General features: G+C 54.3%; 16 protein-coding genes and 2 pseudogenes. 9 read left to right on the top strand and 9 right to left on the bottom strand.

All coding sequences use genetic code 11. The features are described from left to right. Positions 1-2 precede the first annotated feature (2 nt). From RUM8411_RS12625 to RUM8411_RS12605, 6 genes and pseudogenes are all read left to right on the top strand, one after another. Entirely contained in the window at positions 3-743 is a 741-nt protein-coding gene (locus RUM8411_RS12625; protein ID WP_085823282.1) for a metal ABC transporter ATP-binding protein, read from the top strand. Beyond that, complete coding sequence (locus RUM8411_RS12620) at positions 743-1,540, top strand: metal ABC transporter permease (RefSeq protein WP_085823080.1); 798 nt, start codon at positions 743-745, stop codon at positions 1,538-1,540. The genes RUM8411_RS12625 and RUM8411_RS12620 overlap by 1 nt, the downstream gene beginning before the upstream one ends. Before the next feature lie 637 nt (positions 1,541-2,177). Beyond that, positions 2,178-2,798 carry a thermonuclease family protein gene (locus RUM8411_RS12615; protein ID WP_234995215.1) on the top strand — a complete coding sequence of 207 codons (621 nt, stop codon included), beginning with the start codon at positions 2,178-2,180 and terminating at the stop codon, positions 2,796-2,798. A gap of 12 nt (positions 2,799-2,810) precedes the next feature. Beyond that, a pseudogene (locus RUM8411_RS23240) lies at positions 2,811-3,056 on the top strand (GIY-YIG nuclease family protein); the annotation flags it as partial. A 6-nt stretch (positions 3,057-3,062) separates the two neighbouring features. Continuing rightward, on the top strand, positions 3,063-3,434 hold the full coding sequence (locus RUM8411_RS23025; RefSeq protein WP_234995214.1) for a hypothetical protein: 372 nt from the start codon (positions 3,063-3,065) through the stop codon (positions 3,432-3,434). Between the two features lie 491 nt (positions 3,435-3,925). Then, positions 3,926-4,150, top strand: a pseudogene (locus tag RUM8411_RS12605) (transposase); the annotation flags it as partial. Between the two features lie 183 nt (positions 4,151-4,333). Here RUM8411_RS12605 and RUM8411_RS12600 read toward each other — a convergent pair. From RUM8411_RS12600 to RUM8411_RS12565, 8 genes are all read right to left on the bottom strand, one after another. Then, positions 4,334-5,089, bottom strand: coding sequence for an SDR family oxidoreductase (locus tag RUM8411_RS12600; RefSeq protein ID WP_234995213.1), 756 nt, complete (start codon positions 5,087-5,089; stop codon positions 4,334-4,336). 11 nt (positions 5,090-5,100) lie between these two features. After that, positions 5,101-6,141 carry a zinc-dependent alcohol dehydrogenase gene (locus RUM8411_RS12595; protein ID WP_085823077.1) on the bottom strand — a complete coding sequence of 347 codons (1,041 nt, stop codon included), beginning with the start codon at positions 6,139-6,141 and terminating at the stop codon, positions 5,101-5,103. Then, on the bottom strand, positions 6,138-7,238 hold the full coding sequence (locus tag RUM8411_RS12590; RefSeq protein ID WP_085823076.1) for a mandelate racemase/muconate lactonizing enzyme family protein: 1,101 nt from the start codon (positions 7,236-7,238) through the stop codon (positions 6,138-6,140). The genes RUM8411_RS12595 and RUM8411_RS12590 overlap by 4 nt, the downstream gene beginning before the upstream one ends. 1 nt (position 7,239) lies before the next feature. Then, a complete protein-coding gene (locus tag RUM8411_RS12585; protein WP_085823075.1) occupies positions 7,240-8,235 on the bottom strand; it encodes an ABC transporter permease in 996 nt (331 codons plus the stop codon). A 4-nt stretch (positions 8,236-8,239) separates the two neighbouring features. Further along, the gene (locus RUM8411_RS12580) at positions 8,240-9,247 is read right to left on the bottom strand and encodes an ABC transporter permease (RefSeq protein WP_085823074.1); all 1,008 of its coding nucleotides are present in this window, start codon (positions 9,245-9,247) and stop codon (positions 8,240-8,242) included. After that, on the bottom strand, positions 9,244-10,770 hold the full coding sequence (locus tag RUM8411_RS12575; RefSeq protein ID WP_234995212.1) for a sugar ABC transporter ATP-binding protein: 1,527 nt from the start codon (positions 10,768-10,770) through the stop codon (positions 9,244-9,246). The genes RUM8411_RS12580 and RUM8411_RS12575 overlap by 4 nt, the downstream gene beginning before the upstream one ends. A 69-nt stretch (positions 10,771-10,839) precedes the next feature. After that, positions 10,840-11,814, bottom strand: coding sequence for an ABC transporter substrate-binding protein (locus RUM8411_RS12570; protein ID WP_085823073.1), 975 nt, complete (start codon positions 11,812-11,814; stop codon positions 10,840-10,842). Between the two features lie 56 nt (positions 11,815-11,870). Next, complete coding sequence (locus tag RUM8411_RS12565; RefSeq protein WP_234995211.1) at positions 11,871-13,340, bottom strand: aldehyde dehydrogenase family protein; 1,470 nt, start codon at positions 13,338-13,340, stop codon at positions 11,871-11,873. 244 nt (positions 13,341-13,584) lie between these two features. Here RUM8411_RS12565 and RUM8411_RS12560 point away from each other — a divergent pair, with 244 nt between their 5' ends. From RUM8411_RS12560 to RUM8411_RS12550, 3 genes are read left to right on the top strand one after another with little or no spacing between them, the layout of a single operon-like run. After that, positions 13,585-15,207, top strand: coding sequence for a GMC family oxidoreductase (locus RUM8411_RS12560; protein ID WP_085823071.1), 1,623 nt, complete (start codon positions 13,585-13,587; stop codon positions 15,205-15,207). Between the two features lie 58 nt (positions 15,208-15,265). Continuing rightward, on the top strand, positions 15,266-15,973 hold the full coding sequence (locus RUM8411_RS12555) for an FCD domain-containing protein (RefSeq protein WP_200818573.1): 708 nt from the start codon (positions 15,266-15,268) through the stop codon (positions 15,971-15,973). Beyond that, entirely contained in the window at positions 15,974-16,903 is a 930-nt protein-coding gene (locus RUM8411_RS12550) for a sugar kinase (RefSeq protein ID WP_085823069.1), read from the top strand. Between the two features lie 690 nt (positions 16,904-17,593). On the opposite strand, the gene RUM8411_RS12545 is transcribed toward RUM8411_RS12550, so the two are convergent. Continuing rightward, entirely contained in the window at positions 17,594-18,625 is a 1,032-nt protein-coding gene (locus tag RUM8411_RS12545) for a LacI family DNA-binding transcriptional regulator (RefSeq protein WP_085823068.1), read from the bottom strand. Positions 18,626-18,651: the final 26 nt, after the last annotated feature.

Below are 18,651 nucleotides of genomic sequence, written 5' to 3'. Positions count from 1 at the left end.
AGATGCCCCTTGTTTCTGTCGAAGGTCTCAGCATCCGCTACGGCGCCAACACCGTTCTGCTTCATGTCGATATGGTCATCGAGCCAGGTGAGATCGTAACCATTGTCGGACCAAACGGGTCTGGCAAAACCAGTTTGCTACGCGCAGTGATTGGCGCGACCAAGCCCGTTGCGGGACGCGTTGTCCAGAAACCGGGGCTTAAGATTGGGTACGTTCCACAAAAACTGCATATCGATCCTACGCTGCCGATTACTGTTGAACGGTTTATGCGTCTAACCAACCAGGTGTCGCGACAGCGTTGTGTGGATGCGCTTGACTCAGCTGGCGTTCCCGATTTGCTGAAACGCCAGATGTCGCAGCTGTCAGGGGGGCAGTTTCAGCGGGTTTTGCTGGCCCGTGCGCTGATAAACCAGCCGGACATTCTGCTGCTCGACGAGGCGACCCAGGGTCTGGACCAGCGGGGATCAGCTGCCTTTTACCAACAGATTGAAACGGTACGCCGCGAAACCGGTTGCGCCATATTGATGATCAGCCACGAATTGCACGTGGTGATGAGCGCATCAGACAGGGTCATTTGCCTCAACGGGCATGTGTGTTGCGAAGGCTCGCCGGCGGTCGTCGCCTCAGCCCCGGAATACCGCGCCCTGTTTGGAACTGGTACAGGCGGAGCGCTTGCCTTGTATCAGCACCATCATGATCACCACCATGACCACGGTGAAAACCCCAAGGAAGCTGCAGAATAATGCTTGATGATTTTATGACACGCGCAACCCTGGCTGGGGTTGGCGTTGCGTTTGCAGCGGCACCGTTGGGATGTTTCGTCGTTTGGCGGCGTATGGCGTATTTCGGAGATGCCACGGCGCATGCAGCAATCCTTGGCGTTGCGCTGTCTTTGACATTTCAGATGTCAATCTTCACCGGTGCGCTAGCCGTTGCGCTGATCATGGCGCTGACCGTAACGCTGCTGACTGGCCGAGGCTACGCGATGGATACGCTTTTGGGTGTTCTGGCGCATTCTGCCTTGGCCTTTGGACTTGTTGCGGTATCGTTCCTGTCCGGCGTTCGAATCGATTTAATGGCTTACCTGTTTGGCGACATTCTGGCCGTGTCACGCGCAGACCTGGCAGTGATCTGGGGTGGGGCGTCGCTGGTTGTGGCTCTGATTGCGTGGCGCTGGTCGCAACTGTTGACGGCGACCCTGAACGAAGAGCTGGCCTATGCCAGTGGTTTTGATCCCAGACGCGAGCAATTGGTCCTGACATTGTCGCTTGCGGTAACCGTGGCCGTTGCGATCAAGGTTGTGGGCGTTTTGCTAATCGCTGCGATGCTTATCATCCCGGCCGCGGCGGCACGCAGTTTGGCGCGATCTCCGGAATCGATGGCTTTGATCGCAGCGGCAATCGGCGCGTTCTCCGCCGTCGCCGGGCTGAGATCGGCATACGTGTTCGACACACCGGCTGGCCCATCCATTGTCTGCGTTGCTGCGATATTGTTTGCTTGCTTCAGCCTGATCGGATGGCAAACGCGACGAGGGCCGTAAATTCCCTCTGTGCAAAAGAACGCCGGTCAGAAACTTCTGATCTGCACTGGTTCTGACCCATTGGATATTGCGTGGGGTGTCTGATCTGATGTTGGATAAACGCCAACGGACCTATCATATTCCGTGCATAAACCGCGAGAGCTACGCATGTAGCGACATGTGTGTCACGCCACTCGAATACTTGCTTTCAGTTTGAACCGATAGGGTTTGGTGGAGCCTAGGGGAAACGCCGCCGAACGCCTAATGTACTGATAGTAAACACTATTGTAGTGTGTTGGTTTGCAGTGTGTCTCACCCTAGTGTCACACCAATGTTGAGGCAACTCCTATTGATCACGCTCGCCCAAGCAGCATAGCAAAGTGTGAAGCCGTTTCCTCCGCGAAGTCTCTGGTGATCAGGCCTGCGGGGTATGTGCCCCGGTGTTGTGTGCACTATCGTTGTCCATGCATGCGGAATGCACATAGGTTGTGTGCAGTCCCTTTTGATTGCGGGTGTTTGGTGTTTTGCCGTCCTGAATGGCCGTCACTTTTCACTGGATAAAACCTTTCCGTCATTCCAGTATCAACCAAAACGTGCGGTGTGTCTGCGGGTTTGTCTGCATGTGTTTTGAACCAAACCATTTACAAGGTCCGATCCTTTGGAAGTATTGATACTGCTAGTCGTTGCTGGGGTAGTTGTGCTGTTCGTTATGCTTAGCAAACGCCAGCCCGACAGAAACACTAAGCCGACCTATCAAACAACCTCGGACTTGAAGCCGAGATTGGGTGCATCCCGCCCGCAAGTCGTTCAGCAGCCCCCGCGTTTCGATGCTGGCAGTGCCGTACCAGAACCCAAGGAAAAAGTGTTGGAAGGCTCAGCCTATGTTGTGGACGGCGACACGATAAAAATACAGAAAACACAAGTGCGCTTGTTTGGTGTCGATGCGCCTGAGATTAACCACCCTTACGGCAAGAAAGCCAAGTGGGCTTTGGTATCCCTTTGTAAGGGGCAAAGGGTGAGGGCAGTGGTTACTGCTGAGGACATCCACGGACGTACGGTGGCGAAGTGCTACCTTGAGGATGGACGCGACTTATCTGCGGAATTGGTCAAACTCGGTATGGCAATAGATTGGCCTAAATTCTCAGGTGGTAAGTACAGCGCGCTTGAACTACCTGATGCAAGAAAGAAGTTGTGGCTGGCTGACGCTCGGCAAAAGGGACGAATGAATGTCTGGGAGCAATATGACGCCAAACAAGTCGCGCGTAATCAAAACAAATAGAGAGCCTCAACGGTGCCAATAGTATATGTGCTGACTAATCCGGCTTTGGACGGCTATGTGAAGATCGGAAGGACTATCGACCTCACTCAACGGCTCCGGCAATTGGACAATACCAGTGTTCCTTTACCATTTCGTTGTGTGTATGCGGTGGATGTTCCGAATGAAGCTGAAGCAGAAAGACTTCTACACCAAGCCTTCGCAGACCATCGTACTCGTCCAAACCGCGAGTTCTTTAAGATCGATCCACAGCGCGTGATTGCCGCCATGAAATTGACGGGCGGCAAAGACGTCACACCTAAGGACGATATCGCAGAGGACGACACAGGCATCGAGGCCCTTTCGAAAGCGGTGTCAAAGAAGCGTAACTATGTGTTCGACAATGCAGGTGTGAAAGTCGGTGATGTGCTTACATATTCCGGCGACGACAGCATCACTGCTACAGTCGTTGCACCGAAGAAGATACTGTTCGAAGGCGAACCGATGAGTGTCAGTAAAGCTGCACTGATCTTGCTGCACCGTGAGGGTTACACGTGGAAGTCTGTCAACGGTTGGCAGTACTGGGGGCTAGACGGTCAAACACTGTCAGAGCGGCTTAGTACACATCAGGCAGACGACAACGACGAAGAGGATGAGTGACATACAGAACGCCGAGGGCCATAGAGCCTTGAAGACCATGCCGTTAAACCTGTTGGGGAATTGCGCGAACGGGTTTAGGGCAGGCAGGCCAATTGTTTGGGGTAACTCGCTCCTTCTGCCGGAAGTGTGATCAGGACGCTCTGGAAGTCCCGAGTGTCCGATTGGCTCCTATCTCTTTTGCTTCGTCCTTTCTGGCATAGTCAGTTAACACTATACAGCTCCCTAGTCTTGCTTTTGCTAAGCCTACAAGTTTTCATGCGGGCAGGCCGGAAGATATTTAAAACAGATAGATAAGCTATCTGCTCATCTATTGCATATACCAAGTATATCAATTGGGTGGTTTACCACTGCTTACTATACAGGTGATTTGCACCAAGGTGCTGTGTATAGATATTTATTTGCTATACTAGGTATATACAATAAGTGTTCATATACTGATCCTCCCCCACAGAATTGGTCCGCCCCTATAGTTAGGATACGGAGGATCAAAGATGGGAAACAAGCGACACAAGCCGGAAGAGATTGTCACGAAGTTACGGCAGGTTGAGGTGCTGTGCGGCCAAGGGATGCCACGTGTTGATGCTATCCGCCAGGTGCAGATAACCGAGCAGACGTTTTACCGCTGGCGCAAGCAATATGGCGGCATGGGAACCGACCAACTGAAAGAACTAAAGCGCCTTCAAAAGGAGAATGACCGATTGCGCCGGGCGGTAGCCGTGGACTTAGGCATGAAGTTGAGCGTAAAACCGCGCTGATCGGCGTGTTTTCAATACAGTTGGCTCAGATTTTGGCTTTCGAAATCCTCAGTGAGGCCCACGCTCATGGGCGGTGTTGTTGTCCTGCTGTGGGCTTAGCTACCTAGCGAGTTTCGGTATACCAGCGCCTGAGAAATGCTGTTGTTAGCGGCCCATCCAACCGCCATCCACAACAAGAATTTCACCATTTACGTAGTCGGACGCTGGAGAACTCAGGAACACGGCCGGACCTGCAAAGTCGTCCGGTTTACCCCACCGACCCAATGGTATCCGTTCAAGAATAGCCTGCGAACGGGTCGGGTCGTCGCGCAAGGCCTTCGTATTGTCGGTCGCGACGTAGCCGGGCGCAATCGCATTGACGCTTATGCCTTTGCCCCCCCATTCATTGGCCAGCGCTTTTGTCAGTTGGCCGATCCCGCCTTTGGAGGCCGCATATCCTGGCACTGTGATCCCCCCCTGGAAAGTCAGAAGTGAAGCCGTGAAAACGATCTTTCCGCTGCCGCGCTTCAACATCGCGGCACCTATCTCACGCGCCAGAATGAACTGAGCGGAAAGGTTCACGTCGATGACTTCGTCCCAGTACTCATCCGAGTGCTCAGCGGCGGGGGCACGTTTGATCGTTCCAGCGTTGTTGACGAGAACATCTGGGACAATGCCGTCCTGAGACAACTGGGCCGCGAATTGAAGTACGGCTTCCCTGTCTCGGAAATCGCACTGATACGCTTTGAATGCGCGCCCAAATGCACGGACCGTCTTTTCCACCTCGCTGTTTTCCAGCTCCAGAGTTGCGCTGACGCCTACAATGTCGGCACCCGCCTCTGCCAAAGCTTCTGCCATGCTCCGACCGATCCCGCGCTTGCAGCCGGTGACGAGCGCTGTTTTTCCGCTCAAGTCAAACATCGGTAAACCTCTCATTGTCCGCCTCCGACCTTGATCAGGCTTTTCATCGCAACCGGGCTGCTGTCGAGCGCCTCGAATGCAGATTGGATATCCGTCAGCGGGCTGACATCGGTTATGATTGTCTCCGCACCCACCTCGCCATTCCTGATAAGTTCTATGGCTTTCTCGTAATCCTCGGGCTCGTAAACTCGGGCTCCAATCAACTTGAGTTCACGCCAGAAAAACTGAAACATGTCCACCTTGGGAGGTGCCGCATGGATTGCCACCATCACGATACGCCCGCGGGTCGCGGCGACGGTCGTCATGGCATCTACGCCGGGCTGAGACCCGGATACTTCAAACACGACCTCCGCCCCTTTGCCACCCGTCTTTTCGTTGATCGCTGCGACCAGATCGCTTTTCAAAGGATTGACGGTATCGAAACCAAGCTGGTCCGCGATTCTCAGGCGGTTTTCGTTGACCTCTGAGATTGTGACGTTGCCTCCTGCTTCTCTGGCGACCATAGCGACCAGTACACCAATGGGTCCGCCACCGATGACTACAGCGTTTTCGCCGGGTGTTAACTGCGATAACCGCACGTCGTGACAGGCGACCGCCACCGGCTCGATCAGCGCGGCATGGTCCAGGCGTATATCTTCTGGTAGAACATGCAGGGTCTCGGCCGGAATGGACCAGTATTCCTGCATGGCCCCATCCGTGTCCAAGCCCAGAAACTGCAGGTTGTGACAAATGTGCGAATATCCTTCCGCGCAGGCCGGACAATTGCCGCAGGCTGCCAGGGGACGCACGACGACTTTCTGGCCCATGTCAAACTCGGACACACCTTCGCCAACCTCCGCCACAGTAGCCGACATTTCATGACCGACGATGCGGTTCAGCCCGACGCGTGCGTCCATATTTCCGTGGTAGACATGCATGTCGGTGCCGCAAATGCCGCAGTAGGCGATCTTTAAAAGAACTTCACCCGGTTTTGGTTGTGGCACTTCGGTTGTCTCGACGATGAATGTCTTGTCACCACGGTAGTAGGCCGCGGTTATCTTGTCTGGAGTCATGAGTGCATTTCCTCGTGCGCTTGGCGAAGCTTGTTCCAATCGAAGGTGACGCCGATCCCAGGATCGTCAGGAGCAACGGCCAAATGGTTTTCGACGTGAAGCGGGCGGGTGGTGTATTGGTCAATCGGGAAGGAATGTACTTCGATCCAGCCGGCGTTTTCCTGCGCGCTGACAAGGCTGACATGCAATTCCTGCATTCCATGCGAACAAATCGGCAGATTGTGGTCCCGGCTGAGTTTCGCGACTTGCAACCAACCCGTTACACCGCCGCAATTGGACGCGTCCGGCTGTAGGTAACCCAGCGACGCATCTGCCACAGCGTATTCAAATTCGTGGATCGTGTGTAGGTTTTCACCCATGGCCAATGGAATGTTCGAGTTGGTCGCGATGCGCCCAAAGCCCTTGTAGTCGTCGGGGATAGTCGGCTCTTCGAACCAGGTCAGATTGTAAGGCTCAAAAGCACGCGCGGCGGTAATTGCCTGTTCCACACTCATGGAATAGTTGGCGTCAACCATGAACGTGATGTCCGGTCCAATCAGGTTCCGTACCGCTTCGACCCGTGCGACATCTTCCTCCAGTGTGGGCTGCCCGATTTTGATTTTTACGCCGTTGAAGCCTTGGTCCAAGTATTCCTGAATGGAGGCGAGCAATTTCGGAAGCGGGAAATTCAGGTCAATACCACCCGCATAGGCTCGGCATCTGTTGCTGTGACCGCCTGCAATCTGCCAGAGAGGTTTGCCCAGAGATTTGCACCGTAAATCCCACAACGCGATATCGACGGCGGAAATTGCAAAGGATGCTATGCCGCCTCGGGCAACGTAGTGAACATGCCACTGCATCGCATCGTACAACGATTCTACATTGTCGGCCTCTTCCCCGGTCAGGAAGGATGCCAGATCATGTTCGATCATTGCGGCGATGGATCGCCCGCCCTTGCCACCGGTATAGGTATAGCCGGTGCCTTCGCTGCCATCTTCAAGCCGGACTGTCGCAGTGACCAATTCGAAATGCGTATGATCTCCGTGTTTCGCATCCGTCAGTACCTCCGCAAGGGGGACATCAAACAGGTTCACGGAAACGCTTGCGATTTTTCCCATGTCAAACCGTTCCTTCCTTGGATGATGACGCCACGCGGCTTTGGAAGACAATCACGACAAACAGGAAGGCGCCGCGGATCACCATCTGCCAGTATGCGCTCAGGCTGATGACACCTCGGCCGTTCTCGAAGTTCAGGATGTTGAAAACCAGACCCAGCAACAGTGCACCTGCGACGGTTGCCGGGACAGATCCCAGGCCACCGGTCAGCAATGTGCCGCCAACAACAACAGATGCGATCGCAGACAGTTCCCACCCGACACCTTCTAGAGGCTGACCTGCGCCAAATCCGGAGGCCAGAAAGACACCAGCCAGACCCGCGCAACCGCCGCTCAGCGTGTAGACAAAGATCTTCGCTTTTGTGACGCTCAAGCCCATCATGATGCTGGCATCCTCACCGCCACCGACGGCAAGAACTGTGCGCCCCAGTGACGTCTTCTCCAGAACAATCCACAGCGCGACGACCAGTACAAAGGTGATCACAATGGTCCAGGGCAGAACACCGAACGCCTTTTCGAGGCCCATTTTGGTAAAGTTCGATTCCCAGTCGATCGAAATCGTCTGTGCACCCGAGATCACCAAAGCGCCGCCTTTGGCACCCAGCATCGTGGCGAGCGTGGCGATAAAAGGTGGAATGCGCATTGCGACAACGAAAAACGCGTTCAGCCCCCCAATTGCCAGACCAGCGGCCACCGCGCCGGGCAAAGCGATCTGGATTCCGTAGGGTGATAAATAAGCTGCAACAACCGAGGTGAACGCCGCAACAGAGCCTACCGACAGATCGATGCCACCCGTCAGGATCACAAAGCACATCCCGACAGAGATCACGATGAACATCGCATTATAGTTTAAGAAGGAGGAGATATTGTAGGCTCCACCAAAGTTTTCGTAGCGCAGCAATCCGAACAGGATCAGGATGACAAGCGCGATCCAAACGCCGATGCTGTGTGTACTGCCTTGCAGATAGCGGCGCAGGTCAAATGCAGATGTATCAAGCATCGGTTTACTCCTTGCGCGCTTGCTGAAGGTATACTGCTGTCACGATGATCCCGGCTTTGGCGATCAACGCGACTTCATCCGCGACCCCGTTGGCCAATAGCGTGTATTTGACGAGCTGTATGATCACGGCACCCAGTATGGCGCCGAATATGGGCGCTTTACCGCCCTGCAACAAAGCACCACCCACAACGGCTGCTGCGATTGCGTCCAGTTCCATCAGGTTGCCAATCCGCGCCGCGTCCGAAGCGGAGTTTATTGCGACAACGATCAGGCCTGCCATGCCGGAAAGTCCGGCGCAGATCACGTAGGCCCCGATCTTGACCCGTTTGACAGGAACGCCGGACAATCGCGCGGCCTTCTCGTTTCCGCCCACTGCCAAGAGCTGACGGCCAAATACCGTCTGGTTCACGACCCACCACACCACGACTGCGATCAAAAGGACCAGATAACCCTGAAACGGAAACCCAAGGATCTTGCCTGTACCCAGATAACTGAATTCCGGGTTAGTGAATGTCTGGAGATTTCCGTTGGTAAGAACCAATGCGATTCCACGACCGGAGATAAAGAAAATCAACGTCGCGACAATGGGTTGTACATTGAGGTAACTCACCATGAACCCGTTGAATGCACCACAAAGCAATGCCACCAACACAGGCACAACAATAGACAGAACCAGCCCTATTTGGGGGTTCGCTTCGGCAAACGGTGACGTGAAGATCAGGGGTGCCATCGCCCCTGCCAACGCCATGACCGCACCAACGCTCAGGTCGATGCCGCCAGTGGCAATCACCAGTGTCATCCCGACAGCCACAATCGCAATTGTTGCTACCTGACTGATATTCACGAACAGAGTTTGAGGGTTCAGGAAGTTTGGTGTCACTATAACGTTGAAAGCCAGGATCACGATCAGTGCGATCACTCCCCCGTTGTTGCTGACCCAGCTCCAGTCGAACTGAAGTCGCGTTCCTGAGGTTCCGCTGGTGTTCAAGGTTTGTTTGTTCTCTGGGGTCATGCTGCACCCCTTTCATAATGGTGGGCGATGGCAGCGATCAGCCTTTCCTCGGTTACCCCGGGGTTTTCCAGTTCCGTGACGGAATGGCCGTCCTGCAGCACGACGATCCGGTCCGCCCCTTCCACCAGTTCCTCGAATTCTGAGCTGATCAGAAGAACGCCAAGACCTTTTTCAACATAGTCTCGGATGATCGACTGGATTTCGAATTTGGCGCCGACATCGACCCCGCGGGTCGGTTCATCGAGAATCAGCAGTCTTGGATCGAGCGCCAGCCATCGCGCAAGCAAGACCTTTTGCTGATTGCCGCCCGACAATTCACGGATCGGCTGTTCCATGCTTGCGGTTTTGATGCCCAGGGAACATATGAAAGACCCCACCAGCTCCTGCTCTCGCTTGCGATCCACCCCGCCGAATTTCCGAAGCCGGGGCAGCAGGGCGAGAGTCATGTTTTCGCGCACAGACATATGCGGAATGATCCCTTCGCGTTTGCGATCCTCGGTTAAAAAGCCGATACCGGCTTCGATCGCATGTGCCGGATTGCTGATGCGATCCGGGCCGTCGCGATGGGTGATTTTACCTTTTCTTAAGGCATCCAGCCCGAACAGTGCCCGTGCAACTTCAGTTCGGCCAGCTCCAAGCAGGCCGCCCAAACCGACGATCTCGCCTTTGCGCACCGATACCGTGACGTCTTTCAATCCGTGGCCGGTGGATATCTCGTCAGCCTCCAGCAAAACCTCACCAGGCTGATTTCGCTTTTCACCGCCCAGACCGGTCATACCTGCCGCTTCGATTTCTTCCGGGTCGCGACCCAGCATTTCCGAAATCAACCCTAATTTGGTTGTCTCGGAGACCACATGCTGACCAACTGTCTGACCGTCCCGCATGATCGTCACCCGATCACAGATCTGGTAGAGCTCATCCAGAAAATGCGAGATGTACAGGATTGCAACGCCTTGCTTTTTCAGTTCACGCACGACCCTGAAAAGGATATCTATTTCCTGATCGTCCAGGGACGATGTGGCTTCGTCCATGATCACAACCTGCGCTTTCATCGAAGCGGCACGGGCAATCGCAACAAGCTGCTGTATCGCGGTGGAATAGGTTCCAAGTTGCGCGCGAACATCGATGTCCACGCCGAACCGTTTCAAAGTCTTTTCGGCCTGCAGGTGCGCGCGTTGCCAATCGATTAGCCCGAGTTTCGTGCGTGGCTCGTACCCCATCATCACGTTTTCCGTCACGCTGCGCAGGGGTACGAGGCTCAGCTCCTGATAAATCGTTGCAATCCCTGCATCCTGTGCTTCACGGGGAGTGCTGATTCCGGTTTCAGAGCCGTTGATTTTAACACTTCCGGAATCCTTGCGGTAAACACCTGTGAGTATCTTGATAAGGGTGGATTTTCCGGCGCCGTTCTGGCCAATAACCGCATGAACTTCACCGGGCTTCAAATGAAGCTGGGCATCCTGCAAGGCTACCACACCGGCGAACGCCTTACAGATACCGCTCATTTCGATCAAATCGGTCATTTGCGTGATCTCTTGCGATGAGAGGCATCAAAGGGGACGGCATACCGCCCCCTCCGACACAGGGAGTGGTTAATAGGCTTCGTCGATATGATCGGCGGCGTTGTCCTTGGTGAAGATCCGATCTTCGACCTTGATCCAGCCGGGAATTTCTTCCCCGGCCGCGTACCGTTTCATAACGTCACAAGCGAGCGGACCGAAGAAAGGTGAGCTTTCAACAGTGACACCCATCTTGCCGTCAATAATGGCCTGCAGGGCATCGCGTGTGCCGTCGATCGACACGATGATTACATCTTCCCCCGGTTTACGACCCGCAAGCTCCAGTGCTTGAATAGCGCCAATCGCCATTTCATCGTTATGGGCGTAGACAACATTCACGTCCGGATGCGCCTGTAGCAGTGTTTCCATCACCTGACGCCCCAGATCACGGGCAAAGTCGCCGGTTTGGGAAGCGACGATTTCAAACCGGTCATCCGTCGCGATCTGATCGTCAAAACCTTTTTTCCGGTCATTTGCCGGTGAAGATCCGGTCGTCCCTTCAAGCTCGACAATAACGCCTTTTTCACCGCTAAAATTTGCTATCAGCCAGTCTGCGGCGCGTTGGCCCTGCTCAATAAAATCAGACCCAAGGAATGATACGTAGTGGTCGCCCGCCTGCGCAACGCTTGGATCAACCGAGCGGTCTACCAGAAAGGTCGGAATTCCGGCGGCTTTTGCCTTCATGACGGCAGGGATGAGTGGTTTTTCTTCGCGTGGGGGAAGGAACAAAACGTCGATACCCTGCGCGATCATTGAATCCACATCCGCAACCTGTTTGGCGGCAGACCCGGCGGCGTCGGTCGCTATCAAATCCCAGCCGCAGGTTTCGGCTGTATCGTGGAAGGATTTGGTTTGCGCGATGCGCCATGGATTGTTGGACTCCATTTGTGGGAAGCCCACACGATACGTGTCTTTGGCCTCCAGCGGCGGTGTCTCGGCGATGGCCAGTCCGGCCCCCAGGCCGACGCTGAGAGCAATTGCTGATCCAAGCATGTTACGACGTTTCATTACATCTCCTCCAAGTTTAACGCGGCCGCATCCTCCAAGCCGCTGAATTACCGGGATCACCCCCAGTTTAGATAAAGGCTCTGCTTTCGCAGGTACCCGTCGAAACCGTATTTCCCATCTTCTCCGCCCAAGCCGGACTGACCCCAACCGTTGTGGAACGCGTGTACCTGTTCACCATTGGCCCGATTGACGTAAATCTCGCCAAACTTCAGCGCTTTAGGGGTTTGCATGATGCGGCGATGATTTGCTGTGAAGACATAGGCGGACAATCCGAATGCGGTGTCATTTGCCATCGCCAATGCCTGATCAAAACCGTCCACTCGAATGGCAGGCACCACTGGCCCGAATACTTCGTTTTTAACCACGGCTGTGTTGTTGTCTTTGACTTCCAAAACCGTTGGGGCCATCCAATGACCTTTCGAGTGGGGGCCTTGGTTCAGTGGGCCGCCTTCCAGAAGCACTTCGGCACCAGCCTCGATCGACGCCCGGACCAGTGAAGCCACCTTGTCGACCTCTGGTCCACTGACCTTTGGGCCCATGTCCGGGTTGTCCATTGGGTCGCCGATCGTCATGGCTGCGGCTTTTGAAACAAATTTCTCGAGGAACTCATCGGCGATTGAACGATGCAGGTACATCCGCTCATTGCAAGTACAGATCTGACCGCAATTCGTGAATCGCGAAACCATCGCCGCTTCAACGGCCCGGTCTATGTCGGCGTCTTCCAGTACGATGAAGGGCGCTTTTCCCCCGAGCTCCAGGCGCAAGACTTTCATCCCGTCGGCGCCGGCCCGAAATATCTCGCGTCCAGCCCGGTTGCTGCCGGTCATAGTCACCATAGACGTGAGTGGGTGCTGCACAAGGGCTTGACCCGCCACAGGGCCTCGGCCCGTAATCACATTGAACAGTCCGGTCGGCAACCCCGCTTGCTGCGCAAGTGCAGCGATAAACAAACCGGAAAGCGGTGTGATCTCGTGCGAAAGCAGAACAAAACCGTTCCCGGCGACCAGGGCGGGGCCAAGCTTGCGGGTGACAAGAGCAGACGGGTAATTCCAGGCGGTCAACCCGACGACCACGCCGTAGGGGTGGCGTCGAATGAAAATCTCTTCATCGGGGTTGTCCGAGACAAGAATATCCCCCTCGATGCGCCGCGCATTATCGGCAGCGTTAAACAAGAACTCAGCCGAGGCGGTGACTTCACCCAGCGCCTGATTGAAGGGTTTGCCCTGTTCCATCGTGATGATCCGAGCCAGATCATCGGTCCGTTTCAAAACGAGTTCGCCAAGCCGCCGAACAATTCGCCCGCGCTGCACAGCCGGGACCATTTCCCAGTCAGATTGCGCTTTATGCGCCGCTTCCAACGCTCGCGCCACATCATCTTCCGATCCAAGCGGTACCGTGGCGAAAACTTGCTCGTTCGCTGGATTTTCCACTTCGACCCGATCACCGGCCGCGTCGTCGACCCACGCGCCATCGATGAGCATATGCGCTTTGAGGATCTTTCCGGACTGGATATCAAAATCTAACACGATTCACCTTTGGTCGTACCAAACATATTTCTAACTCACCTAGATTCGCGCTTAGGTCAAGAGAAAACGTGAAAAACGTGCCATATTTGATATTTTGGGCTCTCCCTTGAAAGTTTTGGTACGATCATATATGCCTGAGGTGCCGCTGCTCCGAAAGCCTTCCAACGAGAATGGTTTTTAGGCTGCCGGAGGCGCATGTCCTGCATGCATCACTAAACAGGCGTTGTTCTATGGGAGGAGCAGTATGGCCGTCGAATACGACTATATCGTTGCGGGAGGAGGGGCCGCCGGCTGCGTGGTCGCCGCTCGGTTGGCCAAGGACGGGAAAAACCGGGTTCTTCTTCTTGAGGCGGGGCATTCCAACAAACACCCGCTATTGGACATGCCGCCGGGTATTTTCAAAATGATTAACGGCACGAAATTCATGCGCTATCACAAGACTGTAGAACAGGAGCATCTGGGAGGGCGCGTCCACGACATCCCCCAAGGGCATGTGCTTGGTGGAGGTTCGTCTGTGAATGCGCAGGTTTACATGCGCGGGCGCCCATCAGATTACGACGCGTGGCAGGACATTTTGCACGGCAGCAATGACGGCGTCGACTGGAGTTGGAATGCGGTTCTACCGCATTTTCGCGGCATGGAAGACAACAATCGTCTGTACAATGATCTCCACGGCACAGGTGGACCGCTGTTGGTGTCCGACCCGGGTCATATCGATGATCTGTCCCGGCTGTTCGTGCAGGCCGTTCAGGGCCTGGGCGAACCGATTTCACCGGATTTCAACGGGGAGCGGCAGCGCGGTGTGGGATTCTATCAATTCATGAACCGAAACGGTCGACGGTCATCATCAGCGTATGCATTTATTGAGCCTCTGAAGAATGACCCAAACCTGACCGTGCGTTTGCAGTCCGAAGTTCTGAGCGTCGTTATTGAGAACGGCAAAGCCGTCGGTGTTCGGTTTGCTGATCGGAGGGGCAATGTTCACACAGCAAGGTGCAGCGGAGAAGTGATACTTTCTGCAGGCTCCCTGGTAACGCCGAAAATCCTGATGCTGTCGGGGATAGGCCCAGCCGAACATCTTCGGGAATTCGATGTCCCATGCGCGGTGGATTTGCCCGGTGTCGGTGAAAATCTGGTGGATCACCCTGAAGTTCCCATCACTGCACGCGTCAAGGGGAAAGGCGGGTACTACCGACAGGGTGAAGGCTGGCGCATGATCCGGAATGGCCTTCAGTTCAAGCTCTTTGGAAGTGGTCCGATCACAAGCGCTGGTGTTGAAGCAGGTGCTTTCGTCAATCCTCAGGACCCGGAGGCAGAGCCAACGATTCAGGCCTTTTGCGTTCCGATCGTCTATGTCGACCGCGATACCCGTCATTTGGTCGAGGATGGCTATGGGCTGACGGTCACAACAGTTGTAATCAAACCCAGGTCCCGAGGGACCGTCAAGCTGTCGTCGTCCGATCCCAAGGCCATGCCCAGCGTGTCGCCGAACCTTTTGAAGGACGAGGAGGATATGGACCAGATGGTTAAGGGCCAACGGTTCTTTCTCGAGGCATTCAACGCGCCACCTCTTGCCGACCGGATCGACAAAGTCATGTTGCCACAGCCTGAGGTGCGCTCAGACCAAGACCTGCGCGCGTATTGCCGACGTTTTGTCAAAACAAACTACCATCCGGCAGGTACCGCGAAAATGGGTGCTGACAACGACCCACTGGCGGTTCTTGATCCGCGAATGCGCGTGAGAGGCGTTGAAAATCTTCGGGTTTGCGACCTGTCTGCGATGCCGGATATCAATGCCGGAAACACTCAGGCGCCTGCCATGATGATGGGGGATCGTTGTGCTGACCTGATCCTTGGGCGCTTGTAATACTTGATCTGCATGAGGCAACGGTCTGTGTGGTCCCTGCTACCGAAAGGAAATCTTTGTGCGAAACCAAGCTGAAAATGGACGGGCCGCGGACAATGTCGTCGCAATCCTTGCTCAGAGAATCCAGACCGGTGAGCTTGGAGATGGCCAGCCACTACCACCCGAGCGCGACATGATGGAGGAATTCGGGATCAGTCGAACAGTCGTTCGCGAAGCAGTTGTCGCATTGTCGAACAAAGGATTGATTGAAGCGCGCCCGAGGCACCGCCCGCTGGTTCGAAAACCGGGATACGACAGTGCTTTCAGCGCGATCGAAAGCATCGTCACGCATCTGTTGCACCAGCCCGGAGGCGTTAGAAATCTGTTTGACACACGCATCTTGCTTGAGGCAGCGCTGGTTCGGGAAGCCGCCAAAACAGCGGACAAACATGATATATCCGCATTGAAACAGGCGCTGGAAGCAAACGAGGCGTCTATAGATAACAGCGAAATGTTTTACGAAACCGATATTGGGTTTCACCGGATCCTGTATGAAATTCCTCGGAATCCGGTGCTGCCAGCGGTCAACCGGGCCTACACAACGTGGCTAGCGCCCCATTGGATGCAAATGCCACGACTCCCGGACCGAAACCAAAAGAACTTTAAGGCCCATAAGGAAATATTTGACGCAGTTCTTATGCGCGACCCAGACGCAGCTGAGGATGCGCTCAAGCGCCACCTCGAAAATGCCTGGGATCAGGTGCGACAAACATTCGGAGAGATTTAGGTGGCAAGAAATAAGCGCCCGATTCAGAAGATCTGCTGCATCGGCGAAGTGATGATCGAGATTGTGTCGGATGATGGTGTCAACGCAAAGCTGGGCGTTGCCGGTGACACATTCAATACCGCCGTTTACCTGAGCCGGATTTTAGCCGACACCGATGTGTCTGTTGCGTACTGTACGGCGTTGGGTTCGGATCTCTATTCGCAGATCATTATGAAATCGATTTCCGCACACGGAATTGGCACATCCAGCATTGAAATTCGCGACGACAAAAATCCAGGTCTCTATGCCATAGATACGGACGAAAACGGCGAGCGCAGCTTTACTTACTGGCGTTCCGACTCCGCTGCTCGCACGCTTTTTCAAGCCCCGTGCTCAGTTCCATTGGAAGAATTGACCGGCTACGATTTACTGTATTTGTCCGGTATTTCATTAGCAATTCTCACGCCTGAGGTGAGAAGAAACCTGCTTCATTTTGTAAGCGGCTTCTGCAAAGGAGGGGGTACTGTTGCCTTCGACAGTAATTACCGGCCACGTCTGTGGGAGAGCACAAAAGCGGCTAGGGAATTAAATCGTGAAATGTGGCGGCTGACCGATATCGCGCTGCCTTCACTGGACGATGAGATTGAGCTTTTTGGCGATCGAAACGAAACAGATGTTTTGCGCCGTTTAGGCAGTCTTGGTGTGGAATTTGGCGCACTGAAACGGGGAGCTCTTGGTCCAATCAATCTCACTACTTGTCAGAAAGCCCAAGGTTTGCCCACCGTAGCAGAAGTCGTTGATAGCACAGCCGCAGGGGACAGTTTCAATGCTGGTTTCCTCGCAGCACATGTCAAGAGTAAGGACGTTCGCGAATGTCTGAAAGCTGGTCACAACCTGGCAGCAGAAGTGATCAAATGGAATGGGGCAATCACTCCAATACAGTGCATTTAAAAAAATGTAGGCGCCTTCTGGCGCAAACCAAAGCCCACGAGAAACTAGGAACTGGAGTGCTGTTCGAGGCTTCGGATGCTGACCTGAGGCTGGTACTAGATCGGCAAATAGCGTGCCAAAGTGGTTTGCATAGCGAATCGTGGTCAGTAGGATCGAACAGCATGTCTGCGTGGACATAACTGGGAACTTACTGTGCCGCCGCAGATCGGAAGTTTTTTCAGAATAATCCTACGGACGAACAAAACGGACCTTGGAGCGTTGCGCAGCATTAGTCATTTTGGGCTCATTTCGGAGCTCGGTGCTGTTGCAGCAGAAGCCCTTGCCCCGCTGCCAGCTGATCACGCAGACGGCCCATAAGAGACATTCGGTACTCTGCTTGCATTCTGCGGTCGCAGCCCGCATTCCGGTCATTCGCTGCGCGTGCAAGATTTGGCGCTGAACGAATTCACCATTCGCGGACAAACCTACTGTTCGGCATCGGCGAACCAAGGTCTGCTTTGTGCTCTTCGCGACAACAGCGAAAAACAGCCCTTTGTAGCACGTGCCACACGACTTGGCTTGGTGACAAAACCGGTCAGTCAATAAACTTATGGCCCAGTTACTCTAAAACGCCAAAGCAATTAGCCTATACATATAAGCAGACGTCGAAGGTTTTCGTGTTGAGCGCTAGATTAGGCATGTCTTAGTTGCCTAAGAAATCGATGCCTGGCTTGTTGTTCCTCTCACGATGCAATCCAGCGCACAACAGATTCTGAAAGGTGCTGGATCGTCTGAGGTGATGTATTCGGTGAACTTTTCGCCCGCGAGACTTCCGATGGTTTCGGCCGGGATACGAATTGTAGTGAGACCCGGCTCGACATCTGCAGACCCTTTGAAATCTCCGATTCCGATAATTGACAGGTTGTCGGGAACTTTCAAACCAAGGTTCTGGGCCGCAAACAATGCGCCTTGCGCGATAACGTCATTTCCGCAAAGCAGTGCTGAAGGGCGAGTTTGTTTCGTCAACAGAGTTATGGCTGCCTGCTTAGCCTGAGAGACACTGTAGGGGGCTTCCGATTCATGCTCGTCTGGCACGGAAACGCCCTTCATAGCCAGCGCTTCATGTACCGCAGAAAGCCGATGCTGCGCGCGGTCATTACCGTCAGTCTTGGGAAAGATCAGCCCAATGTTCTGATGCCCCAAGGCCAGAAGATGCTCTGCCGCAAGGCGCCCGGCCAACCGGTTGTCAGCACCAACACAAGGAAGAATGGAATCCTCTGCGTAGTTCCAAATCGCAAGTGCCGGTGTTTTTTGTTGTTCGATCAATCGTGCGGTGGCGTCGGAATGTTCCAATCCTACCAGCGCCACGCCGTCCACACGATGTTCCAACAGCTTGCGAACCATCGCGTATTCCCGATTAAGGTCGTACCCATGCGATGCCAGCAACAGGCTGAAACCTGCTTTGTCGATCGAATCCGAGAAGGCCTGAATGACTTCGGCGAAAATGGCGTGGTTTATTGTAGGCACCACAAGACCGATTGTTCCCGACCGTTTGCCATGCATCGTCTGTGCGGCCCGGTTACGGATGTACCCCAACCTCTGAATCGCCTTGTTTATCTTTTTCCGAGTCGCAGGGTTCACCAGATCTGGGTGATTGAAGGTGCGGGAAACTGTGGATGGTGAAACTTTTGCGGCCTTTGCGACTGCCACAATATCCACCTTACCTTTTTGAAAATTAGCCATAATATTCTCCCATCCGGTCGAATTTA

This window comes from Ruegeria meonggei (assembly GCF_900172215.1).
Lineage (GTDB): Bacteria > Pseudomonadota > Alphaproteobacteria > Rhodobacterales > Rhodobacteraceae > Ruegeria > Ruegeria meonggei.
This window is presented reverse-complemented; position numbering and strand designations above follow the sequence as displayed.

Excerpts from the sequence above, each read along its gene's own strand:
- RUM8411_RS12585 (WP_085823075.1), bottom strand. The coding sequence starts at position 8,235 with ATGCTTGATACATCTGCATTTGACCTGCGCCGCTATCTGCAAGGCAGT.
- RUM8411_RS12590 (WP_085823076.1), bottom strand. The coding sequence starts at position 7,238 with ATGGGAAAAATCGCAAGCGTTTCCGTGAACCTGTTTGATGTCCCCCTT.
- RUM8411_RS12625 (WP_085823282.1), top strand. The coding sequence starts at position 3 with ATGCCCCTTGTTTCTGTCGAAGGTCTCAGCATCCGCTACGGCGCCAAC.
- RUM8411_RS12620 (WP_085823080.1), top strand. The coding sequence starts at position 743 with ATGCTTGATGATTTTATGACACGCGCAACCCTGGCTGGGGTTGGCGTT.
- RUM8411_RS12580 (WP_085823074.1), bottom strand. The coding sequence starts at position 9,247 with ATGACCCCAGAGAACAAACAAACCTTGAACACCAGCGGAACCTCAGGA.
- RUM8411_RS12545 (WP_085823068.1), bottom strand. The coding sequence starts at position 18,625 with ATGGCTAATTTTCAAAAAGGTAAGGTGGATATTGTGGCAGTCGCAAAG.
- RUM8411_RS23025 (WP_234995214.1), top strand. The coding sequence starts at position 3,063 with ATGAAATTGACGGGCGGCAAAGACGTCACACCTAAGGACGATATCGCA.
- RUM8411_RS12595 (WP_085823077.1), bottom strand. The coding sequence starts at position 6,141 with ATGACTCCAGACAAGATAACCGCGGCCTACTACCGTGGTGACAAGACA.
- RUM8411_RS12570 (WP_085823073.1), bottom strand. The coding sequence starts at position 11,814 with ATGAAACGTCGTAACATGCTTGGATCAGCAATTGCTCTCAGCGTCGGC.
- RUM8411_RS12575 (WP_234995212.1), bottom strand. The coding sequence starts at position 10,770 with ATGACCGATTTGATCGAAATGAGCGGTATCTGTAAGGCGTTCGCCGGT.
- RUM8411_RS12560 (WP_085823071.1), top strand. The coding sequence starts at position 13,585 with ATGGCCGTCGAATACGACTATATCGTTGCGGGAGGAGGGGCCGCCGGC.
- RUM8411_RS12600 (WP_234995213.1), bottom strand. The coding sequence starts at position 5,089 with ATGTTTGACTTGAGCGGAAAAACAGCGCTCGTCACCGGCTGCAAGCGC.